Here is a 17,281-nt window from a genome sequence, read left to right on the forward strand (position 1 = left end):
GCCACCAGCGGCACACGGGAGGCCCGTGGCCGGTCCTGCGGGACCGGGCACGGGCCTCCCGTCCGTCGTCCCTCCGGGGTGGCCGGCGGCCCCGTCAGAAGGGGCGGGCCGGCGGCCCCGTCAGAAGGGGCGGCGGTCGCCCCGGCGCTCCGGCGCGACCGTCTCGACGACGGCCTCGCGCTGCTCGGGGTCGACCGGGATGCGGTCGTTGTCCGCCATCGCGACCGCGTGGGCGGACTTGGCTGCCTCGAGCTGCTCGTCGTCGCCCTTGGCCATGCCGGCGAGCTCCATGAAGCGCGACTTCACGACGAGCCAGCGATCGGTGACGCTGAGCCGGTCGAGGTCGGAGGCCGTGGAGTCGTCCCGGACCCGCTGCAGCGACGAGACGCCCCGGTCCGGCAGGCGCCCCTCGACGTGGGCCACCGCGAGCTGGGCGACGGCGTCGGCCTGGGCGTGCATCACCGAGTGGGCGCCGTCGGCGACCTCACGGAGGACCGCGTACGGCAGCGCGCGGGCGAGGCGCCGGACCCAGGCACGCGGCACGAGGGCGTCGTGCTCGCCGCGGACGACGAGCGTGTGCGCCTGCACGTCACCGGCGCGGTCCTCGATCGGGTACGCGATCATCTTCGGCAGCACCTTGCGGAACCAGTGCCAGCCGCAGAGGGCGTACGCGGTTACGGCGTGCCAGCGGACCGCCGACGGTTCGTGCACGGCCGAGCGGAGGAAGCGGAGGGCCGCCTTCGGCACCGTGCGCGCCGCCGGGTCGAGGACGGGGCTGATGAGCACCAGGTCAGAGATCTCCGGACGGCGGGCCGCGACCTCGGTGACGACCTGCGTCCCCATCGAGTGGCCGATGAGCACCGGGTCGTGCAGGCGCAGGTCGTCGATGACCTTCTCGACCGCGTCGGCGTAGCGCTCGATCGACACGCCGCCACGGAAGCGCGGGACCCCGGCGAAGCCCGGCAGGTCGAGCGCGTGCACCGGGCCGTTCTCGTTGAGGTGCGGGGCGAGCCGCTCGTAGTACGTCGACGCGATGCCGAGTCCGGCGACCAGGACGAACGCCCGGTCCCCCGGTGCACCGATCGAGCTGACGCGGACGTGGGTGCCGTCGACGGCGATCCGGTCGACGCGCACCTCGACCTGGGCGTCCTCGGCGTGGGCGAGTTCCCCCGCGGGGTCCGGGGCGCCGGGCGGGACGGGTGCCCCCGGGTGGTGCTCGTCGTTCACTGGTGCTCGTCGTTCACTGGTGCTCCTCGCGCGTGGCTGGCGGTCGCCCAGGCTACCCCGCGAGGCCGTGCGCGGTCGGGCGGCGGGGCCGCGGGTCGTCCGGCGACCCGGCGGTCCGGCGGCCCGGCGGTCCGGCAGTCCGCCAGCCCGGCGACCGAGCCGCGCCGGGTCAGCCGCCGAAGGGGAAGGCCGGGCGGCCGTGCACGCGGGTCGGCACCGCGAAGACTGAGCCCGAGTGCGGCGCCTCCGCCAGCTGCTCGTCGCTCAGCTCCTCGCGCGCGGTCCCGACGAGCAGCAGGGACATGTCGGTGCCCCCGAACGCCACCGAGGTCACGTTCGGCGCGGGGATCTCGACGGTCTCGAGGTGCGTGCCGTCCGGGCCGTACCGCTCCACCCGGGACTCGCCGTAGATCGCGCCCCAGAAGCAGCCCTCGTCGTCGCGGACGAGCCCGTCGTGCGCCGCGCCCTCGATGAACGGGTGCAGGTCGCCGAGCACGCCGTCCGGACCGTACGACCCGCGGTAGACCGTGTTCGTGTCGGTGTCCGTGACGTACATCTCGGAGCCGTCGTCGTTCCACTCCATGCCGTTGGTCGTGCCGAAGCCGTCCCGCACCACCTGCACCGACCCGTCCGGCGAGAAGGCGTACAGCGCGCCCGCGGGCGGCCCGTCGGTGGGGTCCATGCTCCCCACCAGGAAGCGTCCGAACGGGTCGCACTTGCCCTCGTTGAAGCGCATCTCGTCGTTCGCGTGCTGCACGCCGGCCAGCTCGCGCTCGACGTGTCCCGCGGGGTCGGTGAGCACGACGGTGTCGTCCTGCGCGGCGACGAACCCGCCGCCGGCCCGCGGTTGGAAGGACGGCAGCGGCGGGTCGAGCGTCACCGTCTCGAGCACGTTCCCGTCGGCGTCGGCGGTCGTCAGGGTGCCCTGGGGGATGTCGACCCAGCGGGCGACCTGCTGGCCCGGGTCCCAGACGATGCTCTCGGCGAGGGTGGCCCGCACGTCGGAGAACACGGTGGCCGGACCGGTGGTGGCGCTCGTCGTCATGTCGTCCGGTCTACCGGTGTGCGGGTGCCCGGGTGTCCAGCCCCGGCGTCGCCCGTCCCGATCGCGCGCGACCGGGACGGGTGACGGCAGCGGTCACTGCTCGGTCGGGCGGCGCAGGACGAGGAACCGGGAGCCGTACGCGCCGATGCTCAGCGGGAAGCTGCACAGGTCGTCCACGGTGCCGAGTTCGCTGTGGTCGGTCGCGTCGACGACCGTCGCGCCGTGCGGCAGCGACTCGGAGCGGATCGTCCCGTCGAGCGCCGTGTCGGTCATGTTGAGCACGGTGATCTGCACGATCGGCTCGCCCTGCTCGTCGGTGGACTCGAGTTCGTGCACCATCACGAGCATCCCGCGGTGGGCGACCTCGGGCACGTCGACCTGGCGGGCCGAGGCGATGCCGTACTCGGTGCGGACCCGCAGGAGCTCGCTCAGCCGCGACCCGAACGAGTCCGGGTGGGTGAGCTGCTCCGGCAGCGGACCGTAGAGGGAGCGGGCCCGCGGCATGCCGGACGCGGACCGCTCGGTCTCGGGTGCGACGCCGAGCAGGTCGTGCGCGCCGCGCTCGATCCAGCGGGTGTCGCCCTCGGCGATCAGGTCGGTGACCAGGTCCTGAGGGAGCGTCAGCGAGCCGAGCAGGTCCCAGCCGGACAGGGCGAAGACGCCGGGCTGCCAGGCGTTGAAGGCGGCGAGCAGCAGGTGCGCGTCGCGGATCTGCGGGACGTGCTCCTCGGTGATCGCGTCGAGGGTCGTGTGGCCCTGGGTGGCCGCGATGAGCGACGCCGTCGTGCAGGCGATGCCGTTCGTCGTGAACACCAGGTTGTAGTCGGCGGCGTCTCCGGTCAGCGCCTCGGTGAGGTCGGCGCGGATCTGCTCGGCGAGCGCCCCGCCCGTGGTCTCCTCGCCGTGGAACGTGTAGACGTCGTCCTGGTGCAGGGTCGCCCAGTGCACGAGCTCGTAGGTGAGCTCGTCGTGGTTCTGCATGCCGTGCACGAGGCTGACCGGCTCGACCCCGAGCTCGAGCGAGGTGCGCAGCGTCAGGCGGAGGAACTCGGTGTCCCCCGTGGCGAGGGCGTGGTGGTACGCGGGCCGGTTGATGAAGTCGTACGACAGGTCGGCACCGACGGCACCGGTGTCGCGGATGTCCTCGATCGTCAGGTTGAGCTCCTGGAACGTGAAGCCACCGACCTTGCGCACCATGCCTGCGATGACGTGGTTCGCGGCGTGGGACAGCGGGTGGCCCTCGGACCAGCCCGGAGCACCCTCGGCGCTCTTCTCGACGCCGAGGAACCCGTTCGCGTCGAGTCGCAGCGCGCTCGTGCCGAGGTCGCCCAGGGAGTGCAGCGCGTCGCCGATCACCAGGCGCATGCCCGCGAAGGTCGGGTCAAGCCAGTTGACCGAGGGCTGCCCCTCCTTGAAGTAGTGCAGGTACACCCAGCGGCGGGTGACGCCGTCGACGCCGACCACCGGGGCGGTGACGCTCCAGTTGGTCTCCTTGACGCCCGGCTGGTGGAAGATCACGCGCTGCAGCTCGCCGATGATGTAGCCGCGTTCCGCGAGCGCCGACTCGGTCGCCCGGTCCAGGTTCACCGAGTCGCGGTGCTCCGGGACGGTGGGCAGCAGGTGCCACTCCTCCGGCGGGATCTCGACCATGTGGTAGATCCCGGGGTAGTCCTTGAACGCCATCTCGGCGAGCCGGAAGTCCGCGCCCTTGCCGGTGTGCCCCGGCACGATGTCGTCGATGATGCTGCCGCCGTGCTCCTCGGCGACGTCGGTCATCCGCTGGAAGGTCTCCTCGTCGCCGAAGGTCGGGTCGATCTGCGTCCCGATCCGGTCGAAGTGCCCGTCCACGCTCGGGGTCTCCTGCCAGCCGCGGATGCCGCCGGCGCGCTTGACGGGGCCGGTGTGCACGCCGTTGATGCCGACGCGCTCGAACGCCGTCCACAGCTCGGGGTCGGCGAGCGCGGTGAGGAACGACTCACCGTCGCGGGTGATGAGGGAGATCGGGTAGGCCGTGAACCACACGTCCGAGGTCGACACCGCACGTCGGGCGTCGGGTCGTGCGTAGGGGTTCCGCCACATGCTCGGGGTGCCCGAGAGCTGCCGGCTCAGGACGTCGGCGTCCTTGAGCATCGACTGGCGGACGAGCCACTCGATGTAGGCGGGGTTCTCGCCGTTGGCCGCGCGCGGGTCCGAGAAGCGGCGCTGCAGGCTGCCGCCGCGCAGGTTCGCCCGCGGGCGCAGTCGCCGCGGGCGGGCGGGGTAGAGCTGCTCGTCGTAGGTAATCTCCGGCGTCGCCGGGGTCGTGTCCTCGGCGGCCTGGTCGTCGGCGACCTGCTCGTCGTCGGCCCGGTCGACCGGGAGTCGGTCACCGGTCATCTGCTCGTCGGCGACCTGGTCGTCGATCCGGGGTGCTGCGTCGTCCATGTCCACCTGCCCCACGCTAGTCATGGCTCCCCGGGGACGGACGCCGGTTCGTGCCGTCGGGTCACACGGCGCGGTCGGGCTCCGGCGCGGCGTGGGCGCCGTCGGTGTGGCGCCCGCCGGTGCGCGGTCCCCCGTGGGCACCGCCCGTCCGCGGACCGTGGCCGCCGTCGACGTGCGCGCCGCCGCCGGTGCGCGGCCCGCCGTCGGTCCGCGGCCCGCCGTGCGCACCGCTCCCGCGCGCTCCGCCGTCGGTCCCGCCGGTGTGCGGCAAGGGGAACCCCTCACTGGTGTTCCGGAGCGACTCCTGCCGGAGCTCGAGCTGCGTGACCGCCAGCGCCGCGAGGTCGCGCAGGTTCGCCATGTCGGCCTCGTCGGCGGTGCGCGGCCGGGAGTCGAGCACCGCGAGGGTGCCGATGGTCTCACCATCGTGCCGGACCAGGGGCACGCTCGCGTAGAAACGGATGCCGAGCGGCCCGGTGACGAGCGGGCTGTTCTGCATCTCCGGGTGGGTCGACCCGTCCGGGATCACCACGGGGACCGGCACGGGCGCGAAGCCGTTCCGGAACGTGATGCTGCGTGCGGACTTGTCGACGCCGTCGGCCAGGTACGACTGCGACCACTCGCGGTCCTCGTCGAGCACCTCGACGAGGGCGATCGGCGCGTCGAACAACCGCGCGGCCATCGCCGTCGTCCGCTGCAGTGCCTCCTCGGGCAGGACGTCGAGCGTGGTCGGGCCGGCGGGCGCCTCGTCCGCCGACGGTGCCGGTCCGCCGACGCGCTGCGCCGGGTCCGCCGCCACGTCTGCGGGCACCTCGTCGACCGCGGTGTCGGTGATGACCACGTGGCGCAGCAGTGCGACCAGCTCGGCACCGGTCGGCCGGGCCGCCGGGTCCTGCGCGGTCATCGCGGCGAGCGCGTGCTTCCAGTGGTCGGGCAGCGGCTCGGGGACCACCGGGTCGCGGGACAGCCGGGCGAGCGCGGACTCGACCAGCGAGCCGGGGAACTCCCGACGGCGGGTGAAGCACTGCAGCAGCACGAGGCCGAGCGAGTACACGTCGCTGGCGGGTCCCACCTCGGTGCCCCGCGCCTGCTCCGGGCTGAGGTAGGCGGCCGTCCCGGTCGTGACGCCGTCGGCGGTGAGCCGTTCGACCCCGGCGGCGAGGGCGATGCCGAAGTCGGTGAGGCGTGCGCGGGCCCGGTCGGAGCCGTTGCCGTAGTCGACGAGCAGGATGTTCGACGGCTTGATGTCGCGGTGCACGACGCCCTGCGCGTGGATGTAGTCCAGCGCCTCGGCCATGTCGTAGCCGATCTCGGCGATGTGGCGCGAGGCGAGCGGCCCGAGCGAGAGCCGCTCCTCGAGGTCCTGCCCGTGCACGAGCGCCATCACGATGAACCGCTGGAGGGACCCGTGCCGGTCCTCGACGACGCCGGCGTCGAGCAGGCTCACGAGGTTGTGGTGGTCGAGCGAGGCGAGGACGCCCTGCTCGGCCTCCTGTCGGGCGATGTCGACCAGTCCGGGGTGGAAGACCTTCACCGCGACGGGGCGGTCCAGGCTCTCGTCCCAGGCGCGGTGGACGACGGACATGCCGCCCTGGCCGATGACCTGCTCCAGGCGGTACCGGCCCGCCAGGAGCGCGGTGCCCTCCTGGTGTCCCTCCGTCGGAACCATGCTTCCTCGTCTTCGGTGTGGGCGACTCGTGGTCGGCCGCTCCTGGTGGGGGAGCGCGACCGGTCGTCGCGGGTGTCGGGGACCCGCGGTGCGTCGACGCTGGTGTCGAGGACTCGACGATGCATCATCGCATCGCGCGGGGCGCCCTGTCCGCGACCATCCCGAGGACGCGGTCAGATCCGCGCGTACCGGGCCCGGAAGAAGCTGTGCACACCGAACGCGGCGAACCCGAGCCCGACGACGACGAGCACGACCGAGCCTCCCGGCATCGACCGGAGGGCGTCGAACGCCCCGTCGAGGCCGGTGGCCTGGTCGGGGTCGCTCCGGAACGCGGCCACGGCGACGAGCACGCCGACGATGACGACCGCGACGCCCTTCGCGACGTAGCCGAGGGTGGCGAGCACCTGCACGGCCCGGCGCACGGACTGCGGCTGCGGGCGGAGGTGCTTCTTCCACGACCCACGGACGCCGATGACGACGAGCCCCACGCCGACGGCGATCGCGACCGCCGCCACCAGGAGCAGGAGCACGACCCCGCCCGGCGTCGCGAGGGCCGTGGCCGCCGCACTCCGGGTGGACCCCGAGGAGCTCTTCCCGGCACCGAGGGCGTAGCTCGCCGACGAGTACGCGATCGCGCCGTACACCACGGCCTTGCCGACGTTCTTCGCCCGGTTCAGCCAGGCCCGTGCGTCGTCGGTGCGGCCGCCGACGACGGCCTCGACCACGAGCCGGATCGTCAGTGCCGCCGTCCCGACCGCGACGAGCCAGAGGAGGACCACCCCGCCGGGCACCGACGCGATCTGCGCGAGCGCGCCGGACTGGTCGGTGTCGCCGGACCCTGACCCCTGGGCACCGCTGCCGGCCGTGGCGTTCCCGATGCCGAGCAACACCGCGAGGTACCCGATGAGCAGGTGCACGATGCCGCTGCCGACGAAGCCGGCTCGGGCTGTCGTCTCGAACCACCGGCTGTCGGCGGCACGGCGTGCCTGTCGTCCGGTCTCGCGGGCGGCGTCCTGTGCTGCGTCGGTCACCCCACGAGTCTGCCCGCCCCGGCGGACGCTGTCCGGCCCGGAAGGGAGGCCCGTGGTCGGGTCCGCCACGGGCCTCCCGTCCGTCGTCGCCCCGCTCAGTCCCCCTTGACGTTGACGATCTGCCGCAGCGTGTGGCGGACCGTGACGAGGTCGGCGGCGTCCGCCATCACCTGGTCGATCGGCTTGTACGCGGCCGGGATCTCGTCAAGGAACGCGTCGGTGTCGCGGTACTCGATGCCGGCCATCGCCTCGCGCAGCTGCTCGTGGGTGAACGTCCGCCGCGCCGCGGACCGCGAGTACGACCGGCCGGCCCCGTGCGGGGACGACTCGAGCGACGGCTTGTCCCCCCGCCCCTCGACGACGTACGACGCCGTGCCCATCGATCCGGGGATGAGTCCGGGCTGCCCGGCCGCCGCCTGGATCGCGCCCTTGCGGGAGACCCACACCGACTTCCCCCAGTGCGTCTCGCGCTGCGTGAAGTTGTGGTGGCAGTTGATCCGCTCGAGCTCCTGCACGTCGGTGCCGACGACCTCGGCGAGCTGACGGACGACGCGGTCCATCATCTCCTCGCGGTTGAGGAGCGCGAAGTGCTGGGCCCACCGCAGCTCGGCGATGTACCGGTCGAACTCCGGGGTGCCCTCGACGAGGTAGGCGAGGTCGGGCTCGGGCAGGTCGATCCACCAGCGCCGCATCGCCTCCTTCGCGACGGCGATGTGCCGCTGAGCGATCCGGTTGCCGACGCCTCGCGAGCCGGAGTGCAGGAAGAGCCAGACGCGGTCCTCCTCGTCGAGCGACACCTCGATGAAGTGGTTGCCCGACCCCAGGGTGCCGAGCTGGTCCCGCCACCCGACGAGCGACTGGGCGGGGTCGAAGTCGGCCTGCACCGCGAGCGTCTCGAGCTCGGCGATCCGCGGGACGGCCGTCTCGACGACCGTCCGGTTGGTCGCCCCGGCGGACAGCGGGACCGCCCGCTCGATCGCCTCGCGGAGCGGTCGGAGGTCCTCGGGCAGGTCGGCGCGGGAGAACTGCGTCCGGACCGCGATCATCCCGCAGCCGATGTCCACGCCGACGGCTGCGGGCATGACCGCACCGAGGGTGGGGATGACCGACCCGACGGTGGCGCCGAGGCCGAGGTGCGCGTCGGGCATGAGCGCGAGGTGCGGGTACACGAAGGGCATCCGGGACGTCGTGCGGGCCTGCTGCTCGGTGGTCTCCTCGAGCATCGAGGCCCAGGAGAGGAGGCGGTTCGTGATCTTCTGCATGGTCGTGGTGTCCCTGTCGGACGGCGTCGGAGCGACGGTCCGCCCGTCCGGGCAGAACCGAGGAACGTACCGCCTGACGAGGCCCGCGCGCAAGGGCACCCGACGGCAGCCCACCGCCCGACGCCCGGGGTACGTGGTGCGCGCGGCACGCGGAGCCACGGCGGGCACCATGGCGGTATGCCGGAACAGACGCGCGACACCCCCGACGCCACCGACAACGAGGATCGCACCGACGGGTACGTCCCGCTGCGCTCCTACGCGGCGATCGGCGACGGCCGGACCGTGGCCCTCATCGCCCGCGACGGCCGCATCGACTGGCTGCCGATCCCCGCGATGGACTCGCCGCCGGTGTTCGCGAGCATCGTCGACGCCGAGCACGGCGGGCACATCGCCCTCCGCCCGACAGGTGACGCGACGGTCGAGCGTGCGTACGAGCCCGGGACGAACGTCCTCGTGACGACCTGGACCACGGCCTCCGGGGTCGCCACCGTCACCGACGCGATGGTGACGGGAGTCGCCGGCCGGCTGCCGTGGGCGGAGATCGCGCGCTGCGTGCAGGGCGTCGAGGGCGCGGTCGAGATGGAGTGGGCGGTGGTGCCCGGCACGATCCTGCAGACCGCGGAGCCGAAGCGCCTGGACACCGGCAACGGCGCGGTCATCGGCATCGACGGCGTCACGATCGCGATCGTCGAGCGCGGGTTCGACCCGGTGCACGAGGACGGCGCCCGCTTCTCGGGGCGGTTCTCGACGTCGGTCGGGTCGAAGAGCATCCTCACGGTCGTCGGCACCCACGACGAGCCGATCTTCATGCCGGAGCCGGAGCGGAGCCTCGCCGGCGTCGACCGCACGATCGAGAACTGGCAGAACTGGTCGAAGGAGTTCGAGTACGACGGGCCGTGGGCCGACGCGGTGCAGCGCAGCGCGCTCGCCCTGAAGCTGCTCATCTACTCGCCCACCGGCGCCATCGCGGCGGCGCCGACCACGAGCCTCCCGGAGGACCGCACCGGCGGGAAGAACTGGGACTACCGCTTCGCCTGGGTGCGCGACCTGGCGTACACGGTGCATGCGCTCACCCGCTTCGGACTGCGTGAGGAGACCCACGCGGCCGTGTCCTGGGTGATGCGCACCATCGCACAGCACGACGAGACGATGCCGATCTTCTACCGCCTGGACGGGACGAAGACCGACGAGGTCGAGGAGCGCGACGTGCCGGGGTGGAACGGCATCGGGCCGGTGACCGTCGGCAACCGTGCGGGGAACCAGCTGCAGCTCGGTGTCTGGGGGGACGTCTTCGCGATCCTCCGGCAGTACGTGCGGGCCGGGAACGTCCTCGACCGGAAGACCGCGGCCGTGCTCGAGCAACTCGCCGACGACGCCTGCCACCGGTGGGAGGAAGCCGACTCGGGCATGTGGGAGCTCGAGGACGCGCAGCACTACGTCACGAGCAAGATCGGCGCGTGGCAGGCCCTCGACGCCGCGGTCGAGCTGCACGACGCCGGGATGATCGACGGTCCCCGCGACAAGTGGATCGAGAACCGCGAGCTCATCGAGACCTGGGTGTCCGAGAACGGGTGGGACGAGGAGCGCGGCCACTACGTCATGTACCCGGGCAGCGACGCGCTGGACACGTCGATCCTCATCCACGCGATGTCGGGCTTCGACCGGGGGCCGCGGATGCGCTCGACCATCCGGGCGATCGAGGAGCAGCTGCAGCGCGGGCCGCTCGTCTATCGCTACTCCGGCATCGAGGACGAGGAGTCGCCGTTCGTCGCGTGCTCGTTCTGGCTCGTGGCCGCGCTCGCCTGCACCGGACGGCTCGATGAGGCACGGTCCCTCATGGAGGACGTCGTCGACCAGGCGAACGACGTCGGCCTGTTCAGCGAGATGATCAGCGAGGACGGGTCGTTCATGGGGAACGTCCCGCAGGGGCTGTCCCACCTCGCGCTCATCCAGGCGGCGCTGACGATCGAGGAGGTCGCGGCCGAGGGGTCCTGAGCGCGCGGGCAGGCGCCCGAAGGGTGCCGGGCGCGCGGGCAGGCGCCTGCCCGCTCACCCCAGGGTGATCGCCACGAGGCCAGCGATGCCGACCAGGTAGAGCACGACGACCACGAACGAGTCGACGCCCATCCCGGCGATCCGTCGCTGCGGCCGGAACACGAGCCCCACCGCGTACACGAGCGTCAGCACGGCCGCGAGTGCGGTCAGGTAGATGTCGCTCGCGTTCGCCTGCGGCAGCACCGCCTTGCCCGACAGCACCGTGGCGACGAGGAACAGCACCGGCAGGAAGGCGTTGCCGCCGAAGATGTCGGAGACCGCCAGGTTGTCGTCCCCCTGCTTGACGGCCTGGAGGCCCGTGGAGATCTCCGGCAGGCTCGTCGCCAGGGCCAGGACGGTCGCGCCGAACAGCACCCCGGACAGCCCGATCTGGCTCGAGGCGGCGTCCCCGGCGCGCTCGAGCACGACACCCGCGACGAGGGTCGCGAGCGCGGACACGGTGAAGACGACGGCCGCCTTCCGGGTGCTCATCGGCTTCTCGTCCTGCTTGCGGGTGCGGTGGCCGGAGTCGTGCGGACTGGCGTCGGGCGCGTGCCCGCTCTCGTGCCAGGGCAGTCCCTTGCCGGCGCGCTGCACGAGGAAGAGCCCGACGATCCAGATGGCGGCGATGAGCACGACGTCGGGCGTCAACCGGGCGACGACGAGGTCCGGCGGCAACTGGCTGCCGGCGATCACGACCGACAGGACGGCCACGACGACGAGCGCCTCGAGCACCAGCGTGAGCGAGGCCGCGCGGTAGGTGATCGGCCGGACGCCCCTCCCGCGCTTGCCGAACCCGTCGAGCACGGCGATCACGACGGTCTGGATCGCGATCCCGCCGAGGATGTTGCCCGCGGCGACCTCGATCGACCCGGACAGCCCGGCGCTGACGGTGATGGCGATCTCGGGCAGGTTCGTGGCGACGGCCAGGACGATGAGGCCGCCGAGCGCACTGCCCAGGTGCAGGCGGGCGTCGAGCACGTCCGTCGTCTTCGAGAGCTGGATGCCGGCGACCCAGATGACGGCCGCTCCCGCGACGAAGACGAGCGCGAGCAACCAGAGGGGCAGGGATTCCACACCCCGACCATGGACCGCCCCGGCCGTCCTGTCCGCGGACCTGCGCGCAGTGGCTGGACGGCGCCGTCAGGGGTCGGGCGCATCATGGTCGGACGATGAACGACGTCGATGCCAGGATGGACCGCCTGCGGAAGGCCGCACGGTACCGCTACCAGCAGCTCGAGGACGCCGAGGTCGAGCGGGGTTCGCTCGACCCGGACGAGGTCCGCGCCGAGCGTGAGGAGCGCCGGCTGCTCAAGGCCGCCGACGTCGCCGCGCACGCCCGTGCCCAGATCGCCGAGGCCGAGCGCCGCGGCGTGTTCGAGGGCAACCCGTACCACGGCAAGCCGCTGCCCGGGCTCGACCGCGGCCACGACCCGAACTGGTGGATCAAGGCGAAGATCGAGCGCGAGGACATCCGCGGCATCGCACCGCCCGCCCTGTCCCTGCGCACCGAGGACGCCGAGCTCGACGACCACCTGGACGCGCTGTCGGTGGAGTCGGATGTGCGGGACGTCCTGGTCGACTTCAACGCCCGGGTGAAGGAAGCGCGCCGGCAGCTGCTCGGCGGTCCACCGGTCGTCACGCCGATGCGCGACGTCGAGGCCGAGGTGGCCGGGTGGCGCGAGCGCCGGGAGGCCCGGTTCGCCGCCGACGCGACGGCTGCGGCCGACGACGCGGCCGGGACCCGACGGTCCCGCTGGTGGCGCCGGCGCGCCTGAGCCGCGCCGCGCCTCCCGGCCGCCCCGCGGGGTCGCCGCCGTGACGACGGAACGCCGTCCCGCTGGTGCGGGACGGCGTTCTCGTGTGGTGCTGCGTCTGGTGACGCCGGGGGGGTGTTACTTGATCTGGGCGGTGATGGTGGCGGTGCCGACGAGCAGGCCACCCTTGACGGCGTCGGTCTTGAAGGTGTCGTTGAGCAGCTTCGCGGCGTCGTCGGAGACGTGGACCGTGGTGCCGGTCAGGATGGCGTTGTCGCCCTCGAGCTGGAGCGGCTTGAGGGTGCCGCCGTGCAGCGAGAACAGGTACGCGTTCGGCGCGGCGACCTTGCCGTTGACGAGGACGTCACCGTAGAGCTTCGAGGAGCCCGGGTTCACGACGAAGTTCTCGAGCGTGACGGTGGTGTCGCCGGCCTTGAGGGTCAGGCCGGAGTCGTCGTGGTTCAGCAGGCCCTGCACGTAGGGGCGGTAGTTGCCGTCCGGGCTCCAGTACGTGACCGAGCCGGAGGTGATCGGGAACGACACGGCGCCGTCCTCGAGCTTGCCGTCACCCGAGACGCCCGGGGTCAGCTTCAGCGAGGCCAGGGCGTCGGTGAAGCCCTTGTCGAGCGCGACGGACGTGTCGCCGCCGAGGACCTCGGGCACCGAGGCGACCGGGGCGGGGATCTTCGACTCGGAGCTCGAGACGGTGTGCACGGCCGGGGTCGACGCGTTCGCGGCGGTGACACCGAACGCGGCGCCGCCGAGCACGAGGGCACCGGTCGTGGCGAGGGTGATCGAGGTCTTCAGGGACTTGCGCATGTCTTCGTTCCTTTGCTTGTTCGCGCTCGACGCGGTCATTGGATGCGCGCCGAACACACCCCGTGACGGGGTGGAGAACCAGCAACGTGCGGCTGGTGAGCGCTGCGGGTGTTTCCCGGCTTGTGACAGTGATTCGGGGCGGGTCGCAGATCGGATTGGGGAGATTTCTGGATCTTCCGGATCGCCCCTCTCGTAGCGTGTGAGGCATGGCCACGACGCACTCGTCCACCGACCGCATCCGCGCGATCGACGCCTGGTGGCGCGCCGCGAACTACCTCACCGTCGGGCAGATCTACCTGCTCGACGACCCGCTGCTGCAGCGGCCGCTCGAACCCTCCGACATCAAGCCCCGTCTGCTGGGGCACTGGGGGACGTCGCCGGCGCTCAACCTCGTCTACGCGCACCTCAACGCGCAGATCACCGAGACCGACCGCGACGTGCTGTACATCTGCGGTCCCGGTCACGGCGGCCCCGCGATGAACGCGAACGCCTGGCTGGACGGCACGTGGAACGAGCTCTACCCGGACATCACACCGGACCCGGCGGGGCTGCAGCGATTCTTCCGACAGTTCTCGTTCCCCGGCGGCATCCCCTCGCACGCAGCCCCGGAGACGCCCGGCTCGATCAACGAGGGCGGCGAGCTCGGCTACTCGCTGGCGCACGCGTACGGTGCGGCGCTCGACAATCCGGACCTCGTCGTCGCCTGCGTCGTCGGTGACGGGGAGGCCGAGACCGGACCGCTCTCCGCCTCGTGGCAGGCACACACGTTCCTCGACCCGGTGGCGGACGGTGCGGTGCTGCCGATCCTGAACCTCAACGGGTACAAGATCGCGAACCCGACGATCCTCGCCCGCATCCCCGACGAGGACCTGCAGGCGTACTTCCGCGGCCTCGGGTACGAGCCGATCGTGGTGGACTCCGGCCGTGTCGACCACGACCCGTTCGCCGTGCACGCCCTGTTCGACGGTGCGCTCCGCCGCGCCCTCGCGACGATCGACGACATCCAGGCCGCGGCCCGCGCCCAGGCGGCCCGTGCCGCCGCCGGTGAGATGGCCGGCGCCACCGACCTCCGCCCGCGCTGGCCGATGATCGTGCTCCGGACCCCGAAGGGCTGGACCGGGCCGAAGGTCGTCGACGGCGAGCAGGTCGAGGGCACCTTCCGCGCCCACCAGGTGCCGCTGCCGAACGTCCGCGACGACGACGCGCACCTGCGGCAGCTCGAGGAGTGGATGCGCTCCTACCGTCCGGAGGAGCTGTTCGACGAGGACGCGCGCCCGATCGGCATCCTCGAGACCATCCGCCCCACCGGCGACACCCGGATGAGCGCGACCCCGCACGCGAACGGCGGGCGCATCCGCACCGCGCTCGACCGGCCGGGCCTCGAGGAGTTCGGCGTCCCCGTCGGCGAGGACGCCTCGGCGACCGGCACGCTCGGCCCGTGGATCGCCGCGCTCATGCAGCGGAACCAGAGCACCTTCCGGCTGTTCGGACCGGACGAGACCATCTCGAACAAGCTCGACGCGGTCTTCGACGTCACGGACCGCGTCTGGCGGGCCCGACGCGAAGCGGGCGACGAGCACATGGCCGCCCGCGGTCGGGTCATCGAGGTGTTGTCCGAACACCTGCTCGAGGGACTCCTCGAGGGGTACGTGCTGAGCGGTCGCCACGGCCTGTTCAACACCTACGAGGCGTTCGCCCACATCGTCGACTCGATGGTCGGCCAGTACGCGAAGTGGCTCGAGTCCTCGACCGACATCGACTGGCGCGCACCGGTCTCGAACCTGACGATCCTGCTGTCGTCGCACGTCTGGCGGCAGGACCACAACGGCTTCTCGCACCAGGACCCCGGCTTCCTCGACGTGGTCGCGTCGAAGCAGCAGGACCTCGTGCGGATCAAGCTCCCCGCCGACGCGAACACGCTGCTCGCCGTCGCCGCCCACGCCTTCGAGACGACGGACCGCATCGAGGTCATCGTCGCCGGGAAGCACCCCGAGCCGGTGTTCCTGTCGCTCGAGGACGCCGTCGCGCACGCCGCGGCCGGGGTCGGCACCTGGGACTGGGCCGGCACCGAGCAGCAGGTCGGCCGGGTCGACGTCGTGCTCGTCAGCGCCGGGGACGTCCCCACCGTCGAGACCGTCGCCGCCGCGGACATCATCCGCCAGCACGCCCCCGACGTCGGCGTCCGCGTCGTCAACGTCGTCGACCTGCTGTCGATCGGCGACCCGCGCAAGCACGAGCACCCGATCAGCGACGAGCGGTACGACGAGCTCTTCCTGCCCGGGACGCCCGCCGTGTTCGCGTTCCACGGGTACCCGACGCTCGTGCACCAGCTCACCTACCGGCGGCACGGGCACGACGACCTGCACGTGCACGGCTTCCTCGAGCGCGGCACCACGACGTCGCCGTTCGACATGCTCATGCGCAACGAGATGGACCGCTACGCCCTCGCCCACGACGCGCTGACCCGCGTCGCCGACGGGTCCGACCGGTTCGCCGACCTGCTCGCCGCACTCACCGACGCCCGTGCTGCGGCGCAGTCGTACGCCTACACGAACGGCGAGGACCACGAGGCCGTCTCCACGTGGCAGTTCACCGGCTGGCCGCAGGACGAGGCGTCCGACGGCGGCACCGGCGGCGACCCCGGGCAGGGCGAGAGCGAGGGCTCGGCGCCCGGTCGCTGAGCGCACCACGACCGGTCCGGAAGGCGTGCCCGTCAGCGGGCGCCCGGCCGGGCCGGTCTACGCTTGGCCGGTGCAGTCGTTCTCGCTCCGGTCCGTGGTGGAGCACCCCGCCCTCCGGTTCCTGGTCGTCGGCGGGCTCGGCTTCGTCATCACGATGGGCATCAACTACGGGCTGAAGTTCTTCGTCATCCCGCAGCACCCGGTGACGGCGCTGGCGATCGGCATCGTCGTCGCAACGGTCGTCTCGTACTTCCTCAACAAGAAGTGGTCGTTCGGGGACCGCGGCGAGCTGCACACCGGTCACGAGGTCCTGCTCTTCGTCGTCGTCAGCCTGATCGGCGTCGCGCTCAACTCCGCACCGCTGTGGATCTCGCGGTACGTCCTCGGCCTGGCGGTCCCGAACGTCTCGCTCGCCGGTCAGGAACTCGCGGACTTCATCAGCGGGCCGGTCATCGGCACGCTCATCGCGATGTGCTTCCGGTACTGGGCGATGAACCGCTTCGTGTTCCCCGCCCGGCCTGCCACGCTGGACGCGTGACCGACCTCGTCGTCCCGGCCCCGAGCCTCCCGTCCGTCCCGACCGCCACCGGCGGGCGCTTCCCGGTCCGCCGCGTGTACTGCGTCGGCCGCAACTTCGCGGCGCACGCGCGCGAGATGGGCCACGATCCCGACCGCGAGCCGCCGTTCTTCTTCGGCAAGCCCGCGGACGCGGTCGTCGTCGACAGCGCCGACACCCCGTACCCGCCGGGGACGAACCGGCTGGAGCACGAGGTCGAACTCGTGGTCGCCCTCGGCCGCGGTGGCCAGGACGTGTCCGTGGCGGACGCGCTCGGACTCGTCTGGGGGTTCGCGGTCGGCATCGACCTGACCCGCCGTGACCTGCAGGCCGAGGCGAAGCGACTCGGTCGGCCGTGGGACCTGGCGAAGGGGTTCGACCACTCCGCGACGGTCGGGACGGTCGTCCCCGCTGCGGGTGTGGACCCGGCGTCGGGCGCCGTCACGCTGCACGTCGACGGGGAGATGCGGCAGTCGGGCGACCTCGCCGACCAGATCTGGAGCGTCGCCGAGACCATCGCCGCACTGTCGCGGTCCGTCGCCCTCGCGCCCGGCGACCTGCTGTTCACCGGGACGCCCGAGGGGGTCGGGCCCGTCGAGCGGGGCTCGGTGCTGCGCGGGGCGATCGACGGGGTCGGTGTCGTGGAGACGCGCATCGTCTGAGGTCCGCGGCGGACACCCGTGCCCGCTGGGAACGTCCGGAGGCGACCGGCGTAGAACCGACCTCGAACGCCGCACGGGGACGACGCGGCGATCCGCAGGCAGGACGGGCAGCAA

At 72.4% G+C, this 17,281-nt stretch carries 13 protein-coding genes; 5 read left to right on the forward strand and 8 right to left on the reverse strand.

Features of this window, described 5'->3' with window-relative positions:
• Positions 1–120 precede the first annotated feature (120 nt).
• The 6 genes from KM842_RS11640 to KM842_RS11665 all read right to left on the reverse strand — a co-directional run bounded on the left by KM842_RS11640 (position 121) and on the right by KM842_RS11665 (position 8,658).
• Positions 121–1,227, reverse strand: coding sequence for an alpha/beta fold hydrolase (locus KM842_RS11640; protein ID WP_253206112.1), 1,107 nt, complete (start codon positions 1,225–1,227; stop codon positions 121–123).
• Positions 1,228–1,396: 169 nt separating this feature from the next.
• Positions 1,397–2,272 (reverse strand): SMP-30/gluconolactonase/LRE family protein, encoded by an 876-nt coding sequence (locus KM842_RS11645; RefSeq protein WP_216258541.1) that lies wholly within the window; start codon positions 2,270–2,272, stop codon positions 1,397–1,399.
• Positions 2,273–2,365: 93 nt separating this feature from the next.
• Positions 2,366–4,648 carry a maltose alpha-D-glucosyltransferase gene (gene treS, locus KM842_RS11650; RefSeq protein ID WP_216262384.1) on the reverse strand — a complete coding sequence of 761 codons (2,283 nt, stop codon included), beginning with the start codon at positions 4,646–4,648 and terminating at the stop codon, positions 2,366–2,368.
• 109 nt (positions 4,649–4,757) lie between these two features.
• Positions 4,758–6,365: a protein kinase domain-containing protein gene (locus tag KM842_RS11655; RefSeq protein ID WP_216258543.1), complete on the reverse strand. Its 1,608-nt coding sequence runs from the start codon at positions 6,363–6,365 to the stop codon at positions 4,758–4,760.
• Positions 6,366–6,538: 173 nt separating this feature from the next.
• Positions 6,539–7,396, reverse strand: coding sequence for a DUF1206 domain-containing protein (locus KM842_RS11660; protein WP_216258544.1), 858 nt, complete (start codon positions 7,394–7,396; stop codon positions 6,539–6,541).
• A 95-nt stretch (positions 7,397–7,491) separates the two neighbouring features.
• Positions 7,492–8,658 (reverse strand): RtcB family protein, encoded by a 1,167-nt coding sequence (locus KM842_RS11665; RefSeq protein ID WP_216258545.1) that lies wholly within the window; start codon positions 8,656–8,658, stop codon positions 7,492–7,494.
• Positions 8,659–8,835: 177 nt separating this feature from the next.
• Between KM842_RS11665 and KM842_RS11670 the strand changes: the two genes are divergently transcribed.
• On the forward strand, positions 8,836–10,653 hold the full coding sequence (locus KM842_RS11670; RefSeq protein ID WP_216258546.1) for a glycoside hydrolase family 15 protein: 1,818 nt from the start codon (positions 8,836–8,838) through the stop codon (positions 10,651–10,653).
• A gap of 54 nt (positions 10,654–10,707) precedes the next feature.
• Here the strand turns inward: KM842_RS11670 and KM842_RS11675 are convergent, their stop codons facing one another.
• Positions 10,708–11,769: a sodium:calcium antiporter gene (locus tag KM842_RS11675; RefSeq protein WP_216258547.1), complete on the reverse strand. Its 1,062-nt coding sequence runs from the start codon at positions 11,767–11,769 to the stop codon at positions 10,708–10,710.
• A 95-nt stretch (positions 11,770–11,864) separates the two neighbouring features.
• On the opposite strand from KM842_RS11675, the gene KM842_RS11680 reads away from it, so the two are divergent.
• Positions 11,865–12,470: a DnaJ family domain-containing protein gene (locus KM842_RS11680; protein WP_216258548.1), complete on the forward strand. Its 606-nt coding sequence runs from the start codon at positions 11,865–11,867 to the stop codon at positions 12,468–12,470.
• Between the two features lie 117 nt (positions 12,471–12,587).
• Here KM842_RS11680 and KM842_RS11685 read toward each other — a convergent pair whose 3' ends face one another.
• Entirely contained in the window at positions 12,588–13,268 is a 681-nt protein-coding gene (locus tag KM842_RS11685) for an ABC transporter substrate-binding protein (protein WP_216258550.1), read from the reverse strand.
• A 206-nt stretch (positions 13,269–13,474) separates the two neighbouring features.
• Between KM842_RS11685 and KM842_RS11690 the strand changes: the two genes are divergently transcribed.
• The 3 genes from KM842_RS11690 (at position 13,475) to KM842_RS11700 (ending at position 17,167) form a co-directional block, all read left to right on the forward strand.
• Positions 13,475–15,949, forward strand: a complete 2,475-nt coding sequence (locus KM842_RS11690) for a phosphoketolase family protein (RefSeq protein ID WP_216258552.1) — start codon at positions 13,475–13,477, stop codon at positions 15,947–15,949.
• Positions 15,950–16,019: 70 nt separating this feature from the next.
• Positions 16,020–16,487 carry a GtrA family protein gene (locus tag KM842_RS11695; RefSeq protein ID WP_216258554.1) on the forward strand — a complete coding sequence of 156 codons (468 nt, stop codon included), beginning with the start codon at positions 16,020–16,022 and terminating at the stop codon, positions 16,485–16,487.
• Positions 16,484–17,167 (forward strand): fumarylacetoacetate hydrolase family protein, encoded by a 684-nt coding sequence (locus KM842_RS11700; RefSeq protein WP_216258556.1) that lies wholly within the window; start codon positions 16,484–16,486, stop codon positions 17,165–17,167. The genes KM842_RS11695 and KM842_RS11700 overlap by 4 nt, the downstream gene beginning before the upstream one ends.
• The last annotated feature ends 114 nt before the right edge of the window (positions 17,168–17,281 follow it).

The organism is Curtobacterium sp. L6-1 (genome assembly GCF_018885305.1).
In the GTDB taxonomy this organism is placed as follows: Bacteria; Actinomycetota; Actinomycetes; order Actinomycetales; family Microbacteriaceae; genus Curtobacterium; species Curtobacterium aetherium.